The sequence below is a fragment of the Flavobacterium eburneipallidum genome, assembly GCF_027111355.2.
In the GTDB taxonomy this organism is placed as follows: domain Bacteria; phylum Bacteroidota; class Bacteroidia; order Flavobacteriales; family Flavobacteriaceae; genus Flavobacterium; species Flavobacterium eburneipallidum.
In genome coordinates this window covers 1585402-1599993 of sequence record NZ_CP114291.2, presented here as the reverse complement: position 1 = coordinate 1599993, position 14592 = coordinate 1585402, and the positions used below count along the sequence as shown (strand labels likewise).

At 39.6% G+C, this 14592-nt stretch carries 9 protein-coding genes, 2 tRNA genes and 3 rRNA genes; 3 read left to right on the top strand and 11 right to left on the bottom strand.

Annotated elements, in window-relative coordinates; all coding sequences use genetic code 11:
* Window positions 1–97: 97 nt before the first annotated feature.
* A complete protein-coding gene (locus OZP15_RS06710) occupies window positions 98–583 on the top strand; it encodes a hypothetical protein (RefSeq protein ID WP_269227679.1) in 486 nt (161 codons plus the stop codon).
* Window positions 584–1206: 623 nt separating this feature from the next.
* Here OZP15_RS06710 and rrf read toward each other — a convergent pair.
* The 7 genes from rrf to OZP15_RS06675 form a co-directional block, all read right to left on the bottom strand.
* Window positions 1207–1316 (bottom strand): 5S ribosomal RNA (gene rrf / locus OZP15_RS06705).
* A 149-nt stretch (window positions 1317–1465) separates the two neighbouring features.
* Window positions 1466–4350, bottom strand: a 23S ribosomal RNA gene (locus OZP15_RS06700).
* A gap of 189 nt (window positions 4351–4539) precedes the next feature.
* Window positions 4540–4613 (bottom strand) — tRNA-Ala (locus OZP15_RS06695).
* A 91-nt stretch (window positions 4614–4704) separates the two neighbouring features.
* Window positions 4705–4778: transfer RNA gene (locus OZP15_RS06690), tRNA-Ile, on the bottom strand.
* 123 nt (window positions 4779–4901) lie between these two features.
* A 16S ribosomal RNA gene (locus tag OZP15_RS06685) occupies window positions 4902–6415 on the bottom strand.
* Together the 16S, 23S and 5S rRNA genes with 2 tRNA genes alongside form the textbook arrangement of a ribosomal RNA operon.
* Before the next feature lie 635 nt (window positions 6416–7050).
* Complete coding sequence (locus tag OZP15_RS06680; RefSeq protein WP_269227885.1) at window positions 7051–7221, bottom strand: aminotransferase class V-fold PLP-dependent enzyme; 171 nt, start codon at window positions 7219–7221, stop codon at window positions 7051–7053.
* Between the two features lie 8 nt (window positions 7222–7229).
* On the bottom strand, window positions 7230–7367 hold the full coding sequence (locus tag OZP15_RS06675) for a hypothetical protein (RefSeq protein WP_269227678.1): 138 nt from the start codon (window positions 7365–7367) through the stop codon (window positions 7230–7232).
* A gap of 255 nt (window positions 7368–7622) precedes the next feature.
* Between OZP15_RS06675 and OZP15_RS06670 the strand changes: the two genes are divergently transcribed.
* Entirely contained in the window at window positions 7623–7910 is a 288-nt protein-coding gene (locus OZP15_RS06670) for a hypothetical protein (protein ID WP_269227677.1), read from the top strand.
* Between the two features lie 114 nt (window positions 7911–8024).
* Window positions 8025–8354: a hypothetical protein gene (locus tag OZP15_RS06665; protein WP_269227676.1), complete on the top strand. Its 330-nt coding sequence runs from the start codon at window positions 8025–8027 to the stop codon at window positions 8352–8354.
* On the opposite strand, the gene OZP15_RS06660 is transcribed toward OZP15_RS06665, so the two are convergent.
* The 4 genes from OZP15_RS06660 to OZP15_RS06645 form a co-directional block, all read right to left on the bottom strand.
* On the bottom strand, window positions 8305–9375 hold the full coding sequence (locus OZP15_RS06660) for a formylglycine-generating enzyme family protein (protein ID WP_281337341.1): 1071 nt from the start codon (window positions 9373–9375) through the stop codon (window positions 8305–8307). The genes OZP15_RS06665 and OZP15_RS06660 overlap by 50 nt on opposite strands.
* 163 nt (window positions 9376–9538) lie before the next feature.
* Entirely contained in the window at window positions 9539–10597 is a 1059-nt protein-coding gene (locus tag OZP15_RS06655; protein ID WP_281337340.1) for a sterol desaturase family protein, read from the bottom strand.
* A 274-nt stretch (window positions 10598–10871) separates the two neighbouring features.
* Complete coding sequence (locus tag OZP15_RS06650; RefSeq protein ID WP_281337339.1) at window positions 10872–12791, bottom strand: arylsulfatase; 1920 nt, start codon at window positions 12789–12791, stop codon at window positions 10872–10874.
* A gap of 307 nt (window positions 12792–13098) precedes the next feature.
* The gene (locus tag OZP15_RS06645; protein ID WP_281337338.1) at window positions 13099–14571 is read right to left on the bottom strand and encodes a RagB/SusD family nutrient uptake outer membrane protein; all 1473 of its coding nucleotides are present in this window, start codon (window positions 14569–14571) and stop codon (window positions 13099–13101) included.
* Window positions 14572–14592 lie beyond the last annotated feature (21 nt).

Genomic DNA, 14592 nt, shown 5'->3' with positions numbered 1-14592 from the left:
GTGAAAAAAAATGTGGTAATTATGAAACATTATTAATTCAAAATATAATATTTTCGCATTATGATAGTTCTATCTTTGTAAAAACAAAAACTCAATTATGAAAAAAATTATTTTATCGGCTATAATGTTAATGGGATTAACATTCGCTGCACAGGCTCAAGACATTTCGAAAAACGCTCTAGGATTGCGTTTAGGAGACAACAACGGTTTTGGTGGTGAAATATCGTATCAAAGAGGATTGTCTGACAACAACCGATTAGAATTGGATTTAGGTTGGAGAAATAACGACAATGTTGATGGTTTCAAGCTTACAGGTTTATACCAATGGGTATGGAATATTGACGGAGGATTCAACTGGTATGCTGGTATTGGTGGTGGTGTTGGAAGTTGGAGCTACAACAATGGTAACAACAAAGATAACGGAACATTTGCTTTTGCAGCTGGAGATATTGGTATAGAATATGGCTTCAAAGAAGTGCCAATTTTACTTTCATTGGATTTTAGACCAGAAATTGGTGCAGTTAATTACTATGGTGATAATTACAGTTCTGATATCGCTTTAGCAATCAGATACAGATTTTAATACAATCACAATTTCATAAAAAAGTCCCATTTTGCTATCAAAATGGGACTTTTTTATGTGTTTTTATAAATTCATTCATCTTAAATTTATCAAATTAAAGCATTAAAATAGAGATAATAGATTTTATAAAATATTCTATTAAAAAATTAAACAAAAATATACAGATCACCCTTTAATTGTTTTTATAGAATCAAAATCTATTTATATTAAACATTCAAAAGTGCATTAGATGTGACAAGAATTAGGTAAAATCTTTGGAAAAAAAGCTAATAAATTATTTAATTAAGTTGATTGACCAAATCGACAGAAAAAAACAATCAGAATTATGTCTTTTAATATAATACCTTGAACGATGATAAATGATCATCAATCTACATTAAACTATTTATTTTGACAAAACAAACAATACGTGATTTTCAAAGTTAAATTAAATCCTTTAACACACAATTGAGCAAAAGAAAGAAACGTAAGAATTCTTCCTTTTAAGACTAACTAATATTTATGCTTAATTCTTATTGATCCACAGATCTAGGATTAATCCGATTCATTTAATATTTCCAAAAACTTTCTCAAATCGAGTTAAAACAAAAAACCCTTCATCTATTGATGAAGGGTTTTCAAAAGAAAGGCGACGACATACTCTCCCACATAACTGCAGTACCATCTGCGCAGGCGGGCTTAACTACTCTGTTCGGGATGGGAAGAGGTGAGCCCCGCCGCAATAACCACCTTAAGAGGTTATAATTGCTTTGGGCAATTATTTGCAATTAAAAATTTCGAATTAAAAATTAAAAATTGCAATAATATCTTAACATACTGAGATAAAGAATATAAAAAGTATTAGAAAGTTTCTCCCCGAGCCTTGCGGCTCGGGAAAAGGGTGTACATAAGCTTACGGATTATTAGTACTACTCGACTATGACATTACTGCCTTTACATCTATAGCCTATCAACGTGGTCATCTCCCACGATCCTTAAAAGAAATCTCATCTTGTGGTGGGTTTCGCGCTTATATGCTTTCAGCGCTTATCCCTTCCCAACGTAGCTACTCTGCGATGCTCCTGGCGGAACAACAGATACACTAGAGGTTAGTCCAATTCGGTCCTCTCGTACTAGAATCAGATCCACTCAAATTTCTTGCGCCCACAGTAGATAGAGACCGAACTGTCTCACGACGTTCTGAACCCAGCTCGCGTGCCACTTTAATGGGCGAACAGCCCAACCCTTGGGACCTTCTCCAGCCCCAGGATGTGACGAGCCGACATCGAGGTGCCAAACCCCCCCGTCGATATGAGCTCTTGGGGGAGATCAGCCTGTTATCCCCGGCGTACCTTTTATCCTTTGAGCGATGGCCCTTCCATGCGGAACCACCGGATCACTATGCTCTACTTTCGTACCTGATCGACCTGTATGTCTCTCAGTCAAGCTCCCTTATGCCATTGCACTCTACGCACGGTTACCAAGCGTACTGAGGGAACCTTTAGAAGCCTCCGTTACTCTTTTGGAGGCGACCACCCCAGTCAAACTACCCACCAAGCAATGTCCCCCACAATATGGGGTTAGGCCTCAGATAAACAAAGGGTTGTATTTCAACAATGACTCCACAACGCCTGGCGACGCCACTTCACAGTCTCCAACCTATCCTACACATCATTTATCCAAGGTCAATACTAAGCTATAGTAAAGGTGCACAGGGTCTTTTCGTCCCACTGCGGGTAAACGGCATCTTCACCGTTACTACAATTTCACCGAGCTCATGGCTGAGACAGTGTCCAGATCGTTACACCATTCGTGCAGGTCGGAACTTACCCGACAAGGAATTTCGCTACCTTAGGACCGTTATAGTTACGGCCGCCGTTTACTGGGGCTTCAATTCAATGCTTCTCCGAAGATAACATCTCCTCTTAACCTTCCAGCACCGGGCAGGTGTCAGGCCCTATACTTCATCTTACGATTTTGCAGAGCCCTGTGTTTTTGATAAACAGTCGCCTGGACCTCTTCACTGCGGCCCCGATTGCTCGGGGCGACCCTTCTCCCGAAGTTACGGGTCTATTTTGCCTAATTCCTTAGCCATGAATCTCTCGAGCACCTTAGGATTCTCTCCTCGACTACCTGTGTCGGTTTGCGGTACGGGTACTAATTACCTGAAGTTTAGAGGTTTTTCTTGGAAGCCCTTAGGCGCACTATCACTTCAACCGAAGTCTCCGTGTACTATCGTATTTCCCCAAAATCTGTGGATTTGCCTGCAGATCTTATAGGTAGGTACTTCAACGAACTATTCCGTCAGTTCGCGGCGCTTTCATCACTCCGTCACCCCATCACAGTAATTAGTAGTACGGGAATATTAACCCGTGGTCCATCGACTGTCCCTTTCGGGTTCGCCTTAGGTCCCGACTAACCCACAGCTGATTAGCATAGCTGTGGAAACCTTAGTCTTTCGGTGTGCGGGTTTCTCGCCCGCATTATCGTTACTTATGCCTACATTTTCTTTTCTAACCAGTCCAGCATGCTTTACAACACACCTTCTACCCTGTTAGAATGCTCCCCTACCACTTTGTAAATAAATACAAAATCCATAGCTTCGGTAATATGTTTATGCCCGATTATTATCCATGCTCGTCCGCTCGACTAGTGAGCTGTTACGCACTCTTTAAATGAATGGCTGCTTCCAAGCCAACATCCTAGCTGTCCATGCAGACAAACCGCGTTCTTTCAACTTAACATATATTTGGGGACCTTAGCTGATGGTCTGGGTTCTTTCCCTCTCGGACTTGGACCTTAGCACCCAAGCCCTCACTGCTGGTAAACATTATATAGCATTCGGAGTTTGTCAGGAATTGGTAGGCGGTGAAGCCCCCGCATCCAATCAGTAGCTCTACCTCTATATAACTTATAACCAACGCTGCACCTAAATGCATTTCGGGGAGTACGAGCTATTTCCGAGTTTGATTGGCCTTTCACCCCTACCCACAGGTCATCCGAAGACTTTTCAACGTCAACCGGTTCGGACCTCCACTGTGTGTTACCACAGCTTCATCCTGCCCATGGGTAGATCACACGGTTTCGCGTCTAACACTACTGACTAAAGCGCCCTATTCAGACTCGCTTTCGCTACGGATCCGTGGCTTAACCACTTATCCTTGCCAGCAACGTTAACTCGTAGGCTCATTATGCAAAAGGCACGCCGTCACCCCACGAAAGGGCTCCGACCGCTTGTAAGCGTATGGTTTCAGGATCTATTTCACTCCGTTATTCACGGTTCTTTTCACCTTTCCCTCACGGTACTGGTTCACTATCGGTCTCTCAGGAGTATTTAGCCTTAGCGGATGGTCCCGCCAAATTCAGACAGGGTTTCACGTGCCCCGCCCTACTCAGGATACCACTATCTATTATACTTGTTACCCATACGAGGCTATCACTCTCTTTGGCGCTACTTTCCAGTAGCTTCTGGTTCCTTGTACATAAAATGTCGTGGTCCTACAACCCCAACATTGCCGTAACAACATTGGTTTGGGCTAATCCGCGTTCGCTCGCCACTACTTACGGAATCACTTTTGTTTTCTTCTCCTCCGCCTACTTAGATGTTTCAGTTCAGCGGGTTCGCCCACCTATCGGTGTACTATGTCTTCAACATAGTGGGTTGCCCCATTCAGGTATTTACGGATCATACGATGTGTGCTCGTCCCCGTAACTTTTCGCAGCTTATCACGCCTTTCATCGCCTCTGAGAGCCAAGGCATCCCCCATACGCCCTTATTTTGCTTATTGTACCAATCGTAAAATCAATTACGACCGTTTTTTTTGTCTTTTACTATTTGCATAGCAAAAAACGCTTTCTACTTTTTATTATTTCTTATCTCAATATGTCAATGAACTTTAAAATAAGTGTTCAGTGTTCAATTTTGAGTATCCAGTTAAACTGAATACTAATCACTGCAATCTGATCACTCTTTTTTGTGGAGAATAACGGAGTCGAACCGTTGACCTCCTGCGTGCAAGGCAGGCGCTCTAGCCAGCTGAGCTAATCCCCCATTTTTTAGTTGTCAGTTAACAGTTTTCAGTTAACACTACTTAAAACGGCTTCACTCAACCTCTAAAATTTCCTTTCTTAAGTTAAAATAGTAGTCCCGGGCAGACTCGAACTGCCGACCCCTACATTATCAGTGTAGTACTCTAACCAGCTGAGCTACGAGACTCTGTTTTACTTAAAATTGTATTATTTGAACTAACAGCGAGAGTAATTAAATCTTGCGATTCAACCTTTTTGAATTTTTCGTCTTCTTTCTTTAGCGTGCATATAGCTAACACTAAAGCTCTAGAAAGGAGGTGTTCCAGCCGCACCTTCCGGTACGGCTACCTTGTTACGACTTAGCCCTAGTTACCAGTTTTACCCTAGGCAGCTCCTTGCGGTCACCGACTTCAGGCACCCCCAGCTTCCATGGCTTGACGGGCGGTGTGTACAAGGCCCGGGAACGTATTCACCGGATCATGGCTGATATCCGATTACTAGCGATTCCATCTTCACGGAGTCGAGTTGCAGACTCCGATCCGAACTGTGACCGGTTTTATAGATTCGCTCCTGGTCGCCCAGTGGCTGCTCTCTGTACCGGCCATTGTAGCACGTGTGTAGCCCAAGGCGTAAGGGCCGTGATGATTTGACGTCATCCCCACCTTCCTCACAGTTTACACTGGCAGTCTTGTTAGAGTTCCCGACTTGACTCGCTGGCAACTAACAACAGGGGTTGCGCTCGTTATAGGACTTAACCTGACACCTCACGGCACGAGCTGACGACAACCATGCAGCACCTTGTAAATTGTCTTGCGAAAGTTCTGTTTCCAAAACGGTCAATCTACATTTAAGCCTTGGTAAGGTTCCTCGCGTATCATCGAATTAAACCACATGCTCCACCGCTTGTGCGGGCCCCCGTCAATTCCTTTGAGTTTCATTCTTGCGAACGTACTCCCCAGGTGGGATACTTATCACTTTCGCTTAGCCACTGAAATTGCTTCCAACAGCTAGTATCCATCGTTTACGGCGTGGACTACCAGGGTATCTAATCCTGTTCGCTACCCACGCTTTCGTCCATCAGCGTCAATCCATAAGTAGTAACCTGCCTTCGCAATTGGTATTCCATGTAATCTCTAAGCATTTCACCGCTACACTACATATTCTAGTTACTTCCTTATAATTCAAGTCTAGCAGTATCAATGGCCGTTCCACCGTTGAGCGATGGGCTTTCACCACTGACTTACTAAACCGCCTACGGACCCTTTAAACCCAATGATTCCGGATAACGCTTGGATCCTCCGTATTACCGCGGCTGCTGGCACGGAGTTAGCCGATCCTTATTCTCACAGTACCGTCAAGACGCTACACGTAGCGTTGTTTCTTCCTGTGCAAAAGCAGTTTACAATCCATAGGACCGTCATCCTGCACGCGGCATGGCTGGTTCAGACTTGCGTCCATTGACCAATATTCCTCACTGCTGCCTCCCGTAGGAGTCTGGTCCGTGTCTCAGTACCAGTGTGGGGGATCTCCCTCTCAGGACCCCTACCCATCGTAGCCTTGGTAAGCCGTTACCTTACCAACTAGCTAATGGGACGCATGCTCATCTTTCACCGTTGTGACTTTAATAACATCTCGATGCCGAGTCGTTATACTATGAGGTATTAATCCAAATTTCTCTGGGCTATCCCTCTGTGAAAGGTAGATTGCATACGCGTTACGCACCCGTGCGCCGGTCTCTAGCTCCGAAGAACTATACCCCTCGACTTGCATGTGTTAAGCCTGCCGCTAGCGTTCATCCTGAGCCAGGATCAAACTCTTCATCGTATATTGTTTAGTCTTGCGACTTATTTATTATTCGACTCAAATTCTAGTGGTTTTTTAAATCTTCCGATTCTCTTACTCTCTTTATATTTGTTCCGATTTGCATCGGAACGGCTGTCAATTCAATATGTCTAGGAACGTGTCTTTTTATATCTCGCTATTCTTTCGTTTAGCGGGTGCAAAAGTAGTAACTCTTTTTCAATCTGGCAAACTTTTTTGAAGTTTTTTTTAAGAAAATTTCTTCTCCCTTTCTTCTCAATTCTTTACCAGTATATCAATGATCGTTGCTATTTTAGCGGGGTGCAAATGTAACACCTCTTTTTAAATCTCACAAACTTTTTTCGAATTTTTTGAAAATAAATTTTCAACTTTAATTCTTTTCGTTTGCCAGTATTTATAAGAACGTCTGCGTCATTGCGGGTGCAAAAGTACACTCTCTTTTCAATTAAACAATGCCTTTTTTAATCTTTTTTTTATTCTTTTTTTTAAAGCACTGACTTTTTGAGTTTTACAGTAGGAGATTTTTTGTAAATTATGATTTTAAGATAGACCTTTTTGAGAATTGTGATGGTTTTGGTGGGAACTTTAAATTTTAGACTATATAATTATGACGACTAAACAACCTAAACTTTCATTTTCTATTTCTTTCCGGATTTTAATTTCCAGAGGGTTTCTATAAAAACATCCACATCCTGGGTGGTGTTGTAAAAGGCCAAAGACGGCCTCACACAGGTTTCAACTCCCATTCTTCTCAAAATAGGTTGCGCACAATGATGTCCGGTTCTCACGGCAACACCTTCTTTATTCAGTGTCTGTCCTACGACATCATTGGTAAAACCTTGAAGATTAAACGATTCGGTGCTTTATGATATTTGATTTCCTCAAAAGTCACATCCTGAATCATATTTCCACCAGATTGATACGGCTGGTTTCGTTCAGCAATCTTCCTTGCCATACAAAGCTATAATTCTCGTAGTTCCAGAAGTTTGTGCTTATATATGTATGGAATAGATTAAGTAAATTAGTTAATATCAGAGTTACGAATAACTTGTATCACACTATCTTTGAGAACTGGATTCTTGAAGATTTGGACAAATTTATAATAAGACAGATATGATTAATCCTATTTACTAATTATGTAAGTTCAGAAAATCATCTAGATTTACAGACAAGCAACCAATAAAACTATTGAATTAAAATTTAACTTACTATGAGACTTATTACTACAGGAGAAATCGAGAATTGGGCAGATACGATAGAATGCAAGTACTATCTTCCACAATTGATTAGGAGATTAATTATAGCAACAATAGATTTCAACTCTATAAAACATTTGCAATTCTCTTATGGGGAAGATATAAATACCGGAGGATATGATGGTGAGCTATTAACAGAATCTGAAAACTTATTTGTGCCTTCCGGAGAAACTGTATGGGAATTCGGAACAACTAATAACAAAAAAGGGAAAGCAGACGAAGACTACGAAAAAAGAAATTAAACCCATTAGATAAAATACCGAATGAAACTACTTATGTAAATATTAATGGAAAAAAATATCGTGATAAAAAGAAATGGATTGCTGAAAAAAAAAGAAGAAAATTTCTAGAGGGATGTGAGATATTTAGATGCAATCGATATTGATCAATGGCTCGAATTGGCTCCACAAGTAGAAATTTGGCTTGCAGAAAAATTAGGAAAACCAACCAATGGAATATTTACTGTCGAGGAGTATTGGAAAAGATGGAGCGATAATAAAACAGTTAAAATACTACCTGAAATAATTGCTGGAGAAAGTAGAAAACAAGAAGCCGAGAAAGTAAAACAATTTTTAAACAAAAAAGCCCAAGAACTAATTTTCCTTGGGCTTCTATATTTTTTCAAACTATTTTTTATCATTTATCACTTACACATCGAAATCCTAGATGATTGCAGGCAGATGTAGTTTCGCCTTTGCCACGGCTTCCTGCTACATAGCGAATGCAGTATTGATCGCTACACAAATAAGAACCACCTTTTTGAACGTGTTTTTCTACTCCTGGCTCTTCGGGATCGTGACTTGTTGAAGGTCCTGTTGGATTATCGCTAGCAGTCATTTTATAATAATCGTCTCGATATAAATCACTACACCATTCCCATACATTTCCTTCCAAATCATAGATTCCTAAAGGGTTTTTCGGAAAAGATTTCACTGGAGCTGCGGCTGCAAAACCGTCTTCGGCCGTATTGTTGTTGGGAAAACTTCCTTGAAAAATATTAGCCATCCATTTGCCATTAGGCTTGAGTTCGGTTCCCCAATAATATTTGGTATGTGGCCTTCCTGCTCTGGCTGCAAATTCCCATTCTGCCTCGGTTGGTAATCGTTTCCCAGCCCATTCTGCATAGGCCTTTGCATCCAAATAACTGATTTGAACTACTGGATTATTTTCTAATCCAACGATAGTACTTTCTGGTCCTGATGGATGTTGCCAACTCGCTCCCGGAACATATTGCCACCATTGTTGCATATTTTGTAAAGACACTTTGCCTGCTGGTGGTGAAAATACTGCCGAACCAGGTACTAAATTCTCCAATGGCACACCTGGATAATCCTTTGGATCCAACGGTCTTTCGGCAATGGTTATGTAATTAGTTGCTTTGACGAAAGCCGAAAATTGTGCATTTGTTACTTCGTGTTCATCTATCCAATAGCCTTTTACTGTCACTTTATGAATGGGTTTAGAATCAGGATAATCATTGCTTCCCATATTAAATTCTCCTCCCTCGACCCAAACCATTCCATCGGTTGAATTTGTTGACTTTGCTTTATTAGCAATAGATTGTAGTAACAACGCTTTTTTGGATGTATTGGCCTTGCACATCGCTTCACAAGTTGTTGGAACTGTTTCCGCTTTTTTTATTTCTTGTGAAAAAGAAGGATGAAATCCCAACAAAAAAGTAACTGTGACTAAATAATATATTTTCATTTTTATCGTATTTATGCTCTGAAATTATTGAAATTTTGTTTTAAAGTTACTAAAAACAGCATTTAGGATAAAAAGGAATCTGTTATTTGCATGAAAACAAATTCCTTTTGGGCAAAATTACAATCGAACTTAATGTCTTTTATACTTTTTGGCATCTTTATTTTTAAGATTGAATAGGCTCATACACATTTTGATTTGTTGGAACAGTATCTTTTTTCGGAGCAATTGGCAATGCGAGAACTCCATCGGCTAGAGGGCTTCCTTCAATTTTAGATTTGAATATGGGCCACAGAAATTGGGCATACCATTCTTCGCTTTTGTATGATTTGGTTCCGTAGGATTCAGGGAATTTACGAGTGATTAAACCTGTACCAAAAATCATATCCCAAATAAAAAACATATTACCAAAGTTGCCTTTGAAATGTCCAACACCATCGCCACTGGTATCAGCATGGTGTGCATGATGTGTTGCTGGAGTAGAAATAAGACGTTCTAAAACCCAAGCAATTGGATGCAATGCTTTGTATTTGTAAAACGGCTTGTCCCAAGCGATGCTAGAGTGTGCTCCTAAAGTGATGATACTTTTAATAACCAAAACAAATAAAGCAGGAATTCCTAATCCTAAATAGGTTAATGTTGCTGTCAAATAAATTTGAGAGAAAAACACGGTGTAAAGGAAGTTTTGTCGGGAAGCCATCGCCATTCCCATGTAGGGAGCCGAGTGATGCGTTCTATGAAAACGCCATAAAAACGGCACTTGGTGGTGCAAACGGTGGTACCAATATTGAGTCAAATCATCCGCAATTGCAATCAAGAAAAAGCCTCCCCAAAACGGAACCCAAGAAAGTGAATTGGCTAAACTTGGAATTAAATATGGTAAAGCAGTTAAACTAAAAAAAGCAGTTACTGGCGGTAACAATAATTTTGGAGCTAAAAAACAAACAATATCTATTTTGCGTTCGCGTCCCGTCCATTGATCGTCATATAAACCTGCTGCAAATTCGACAATTCCTAAAACAATCGCAAAGGCAATTAATCCCCAACTCCTAATATTCGTAAAAGCGGGTTGGAGAAATTCTAAATAAGAGGGTAATGTAAGATGTGAGTCGGTTACAATGCCATTGTTGAGTTCAAAATAAAGGTAAATTGCCAATACTGGCAAGCTGTAAATAATAAGACTGATACCCAAGTCTATTTTTAATTTTGTTGTATCTAATGCCATGATTTTTTATTTTAAAATTTGATTTACTATTGTTAATCCTCCAGCCAAAATGACTAATGGTACTAAAAACACGATTAGCCCAACGAGAATCTTTTTTCCTATGATTTGAAAATCTACTAGTTTCATATTCTTAACTTTTTTAAATTTTATTTATTAAAAACAATTTTGATTTCCTGCAAGGTTTACAAAACCTTGTAGGTATATTTTTTGATATTTTGGATACCTACAAGGTCAAAAAAAGACCTTGCAGGAATGCACACAGTATTCAAGGTTATTAATGAGTTCCTGCTCCTTTTGTGGCTTGTTTTATCAATTCCTGAAGATTTTGATTTTTATCTGCTGATTTATTATGTATTCTTCTAGCCAATACATCTTGCCAGTCAATTAGCGGATAAACGTTGTTTTCTTTGGCTTGCTCATCAAACAGTTTTTTAAGTTCTTCCAATTTTTCAGGATACTTTTTAGCCAAGTTATTGCGCTCGTTAAAATCTTCATCGATGTTGTATAATTCCCAAACATCGTTATCGAAATTACTTGGTGCTGGTACTTGGTTTTTCTCTACTGATTTTCTTATCGCGAAAGGATCTGGAAGATGTGCAGCAGCCGCTTTCCAACCGTCTTTATAAATGGCTCTGTTTCCGAAAATATAATAGTATTGTACTTTGTGTAAGGATTGTGCCTTCGGATCATTTAACGAAGCATACAAAGACGAACCTTGAATAATATCTTGTTTGATTTCTCGAATCGTTTCGGGCGCTTTGATTCCGGCAATATCTAATGTAGTTGGAAGAATATCTGTTACGTGGCTGTATTGATTTCTGATTCCTCCTTTTTCTTTAATGCCTTTTGGATAATGAATAATCAACGGATTACGTGTTCCTCCTTCGGATTGAGCATCTTGTTTCCAGTTTTTGAACGGTACATTAGTCGCTTGTGCCCATCCCAAAGGATAATTGGTATTCAATCCTTTTGCAGTTCCAATTTCGCCAATTTTCTCTAAATTGGATTGAAGATTTTGCTCATCTGTTACTCCTTGAGCAAAAAGACCTTGGCTAATTGTTCCTTGTGTTGTCCCTTCTTTACTGGCTCCATTATCTCCAATGGCAACAAAAATTACCGTATTTTCAAATTGGTTGGTTTCCTTCAAATAGTTGACTACTCGTCCAATTTCGTAATCAGTATAAGTCAAAAATCCTGCGTAAACTTCCATGAATCTGGCATAGACTTTCTTTTGATCTGGCGTTAGTTTTTTCCATTCTCCAATAAGTGCATTGCGTTCTGGCAATACTGCATTAGCAGGAATTACGCCCAATTTCTTTTGGTTTGCCAATACTTTTTCACGGTACACATCCCAACCTTCATTAAATTTTCCTTCATAAGGTTTTACCCATTTTTCCTCCACCTGATGTGGGGCATGAACCGCTCCTGGCGCATAGTACAAAAAGAATGGTTTTCCCGGCGCTGCTTTTTGTTGGGTTTTAATATAACTGATTGCTTTATCTGTAATTAGCTCATTCAAATGGCGTCCATCAGGCTTTATGTGAGCTTGATCTTCTACTAAATCAGGGTTGTACTGATCGGTTTGAGATCCTAAAAATCCGTAGAAATGATCGAACCCTTTTCCTGTTGGCCATCTGTCAAAAGGACCAGCATCTGTAGCATCTTCATCAGGTGTTACTCCATATTTACCTACTGCAAAAGTGTTATATCCGTTCTCACGTAAAATCTCGGCTATTGTTCCTTTATCTGATGGAATTCTTCCGTCCCAACCAGGAAATCCTGCCGATAAAATCGTGTGAGAGAAACCACTAACATGTACCCTTCCTGAATTTCTACCCGTTAATAAAGCCGCACGAGTTGGCGCGCAAATCGCTGTGGTGTGAAAATTAGTGTAACGCAATCCGTTATTTGCTAAAGCATCGAAAGTGGGTGTGTTAATCAAACCACCAAAGGCACTAGAAGCACCAAATCCTACGTCATCTAGCAAAATCCAAACTACATTCGGAGCACCTGCTGGCGCTTTTACTGGCTCTGGCCAATATTCTTTTGATTCGGCTAATGTTTTTCCGATAACTCCTTTGTAACTAGCATCTGGTTTATTTTGGGCTAGACCCAATTGAGCCACAAGCAAAGCCGTAAGTAAAAGTCCTTTTTGAGGCGTTTTCAGCTTTGCATTTAATTTAAAATTTTTCATTGTTTTTATTTTTATAGATTATAAATGAACCCTCTTCCGGGTGAATATTTCGTTAATTTTAAGAGAATCAAATTTTTTAATTTATTTAATTCTATAGATTTAATATAATTTTAAAGTACAATTATCCAATAAATTAAAAATCAAAAAATCAGGAATAAATGTTATTTATTTTATCTTTTGTAGGTTTGTCTGTAACTCCTTTCAGCAAACGAATCATAGTAAAAACCACCATCAAAATGGATAACGGTATGAGATAAATAATAGTCCCGACTAATTTCATTTTGGTCTAATTTATAGATTTTATAAATTAATAACCTTCATTTTGTGGTAATCCTACTGGGTCAATATTGCGCTCACTTTGAGGAATTGGATACAAATTATTACGGGCTGAAACTGTATTTTTAGCCGTTACTTTTTTGACTTCGGTAACCAAAGTTCCCCAACGCACTAAATCAAACCAACGTTGTCCTTCTTGAACAAATTCTTTTTTGCGCTCTTCGCGAATCGCTTCTCTTAATTGAACAGCAGTAAGTCCTACTAAATCAACCGTTAAATCTGGAGTGAGAATTGGTTTTGCAAAAGCTCTTCTTCGCACTTGGTTTACCAGTTCATGAGCCTCCAAGGTTGCTCCATCTCTTTCATTTATTGCTTCAGCAAGCGACAATAAAATATCGGCATAACGAATAATTGGAAAATTAATCGCCACATTTGTTGGTGCTGCCAGATTAGTAACATCTAGGTATTTCCCGAAAATTGGCTTCGGAAAAGTATATAGAGTTCCTGTTGCTGGATTCAATAGTTGCTTCTTGTAACTTACATCTCTTCGAGTATCTCCTGTTGCATAAATATCATAAAACAAGGCTACATCCGAAATAATATCAGCTGGTTCTGTTGCAGTAAATCCAGTAAAAGAAGTGGATTGAAAAGTGCTTCCGCTAGAGCCATTTCCTGCTTGATTGGGTTCGAATTGTACTGAAAAAATATGTTCTTTTCCGTTCTTTTTTGTTTTCGTAAATATGTCCTGAAAACTTTCGAAGAGTGCATATCCATAACCTCCATTAATTACTTCTCTTGATTTTAGAATAGCATTTGGCCAATCTTTTCTGGTCAAATATACTTTGGCAAGAATAGCCTTTGCCGCTCCCGAAGTAGCACGTCCGGCTTCATTAGCTGCATAAGTAGCAGGTAAACTTTCGGCATCAGTCAAGTCTTTAATGATTTGGGTGTAAACCGCATCTACAGTGGCTCTAGGCCCTTTTAAATTCTCTACATTAATAGATGTTGGTTCGTGCAAAACAATTGGAACTCCGCCCCAAAGACGCACTGCTTGAAAATACAATAATCCTCTTATGAATTTAGCTTCGTTAATCAATCGGGTTTTAACCACATCTGAACCAGTAACTTTAGGAATGTTATCTATAGCCACATTGGCTCTATTGATTCCATTGTAAATTTGTTTCCAAGCCAATTGCACGCGATCAGAAGTAGCATCATGTGTCAAACTGCTTATGGCTCGTACTTGAGGATTCGTAGCCGATACTCCTGCAGCTGCATAGTCAGCCCCCATATCGGTCAAAAAGTATAAATTCCTTCCGAAAAGACTTTGCTCTCCTGGATCTATATTCAAAGAGGCATAAACCGCCGTCACACTCGCAACAGCATCATCCTGTGTTTTGAAAAAATTTTCTTTGGTTATAAAAGAGGTTGGTGTTACCTCTAACTCTGTGCACGATACTAATAGAACGGCACTTAATAGGGATGTTAATATTATCTTTTTCATTGTATGTATTTTTTATTGGGT

Coding starts and splice junctions, on each gene's coding strand:
- OZP15_RS06710 (WP_269227679.1), top strand. CDS start 98: ATGAAAAAAATTATTTTATCGGCTATAATGTTAATGGGATTAACATTC.
- OZP15_RS06675 (WP_269227678.1), bottom strand. CDS start 7,367: ATGGCAAGGAAGATTGCTGAACGAAACCAGCCGTATCAATCTGGTGGA.
- OZP15_RS06670 (WP_269227677.1), top strand. CDS start 7,623: ATGAGACTTATTACTACAGGAGAAATCGAGAATTGGGCAGATACGATA.
- OZP15_RS06660 (WP_281337341.1), bottom strand. CDS start 9,375: ATGAAAATATATTATTTAGTCACAGTTACTTTTTTGTTGGGATTTCAT.
- OZP15_RS06655 (WP_281337340.1), bottom strand. CDS start 10,597: ATGGCATTAGATACAACAAAATTAAAAATAGACTTGGGTATCAGTCTT.
- OZP15_RS06650 (WP_281337339.1), bottom strand. CDS start 12,791: ATGAAAAATTTTAAATTAAATGCAAAGCTGAAAACGCCTCAAAAAGGA.
- OZP15_RS06645 (WP_281337338.1), bottom strand. CDS start 14,571: ATGAAAAAGATAATATTAACATCCCTATTAAGTGCCGTTCTATTAGTA.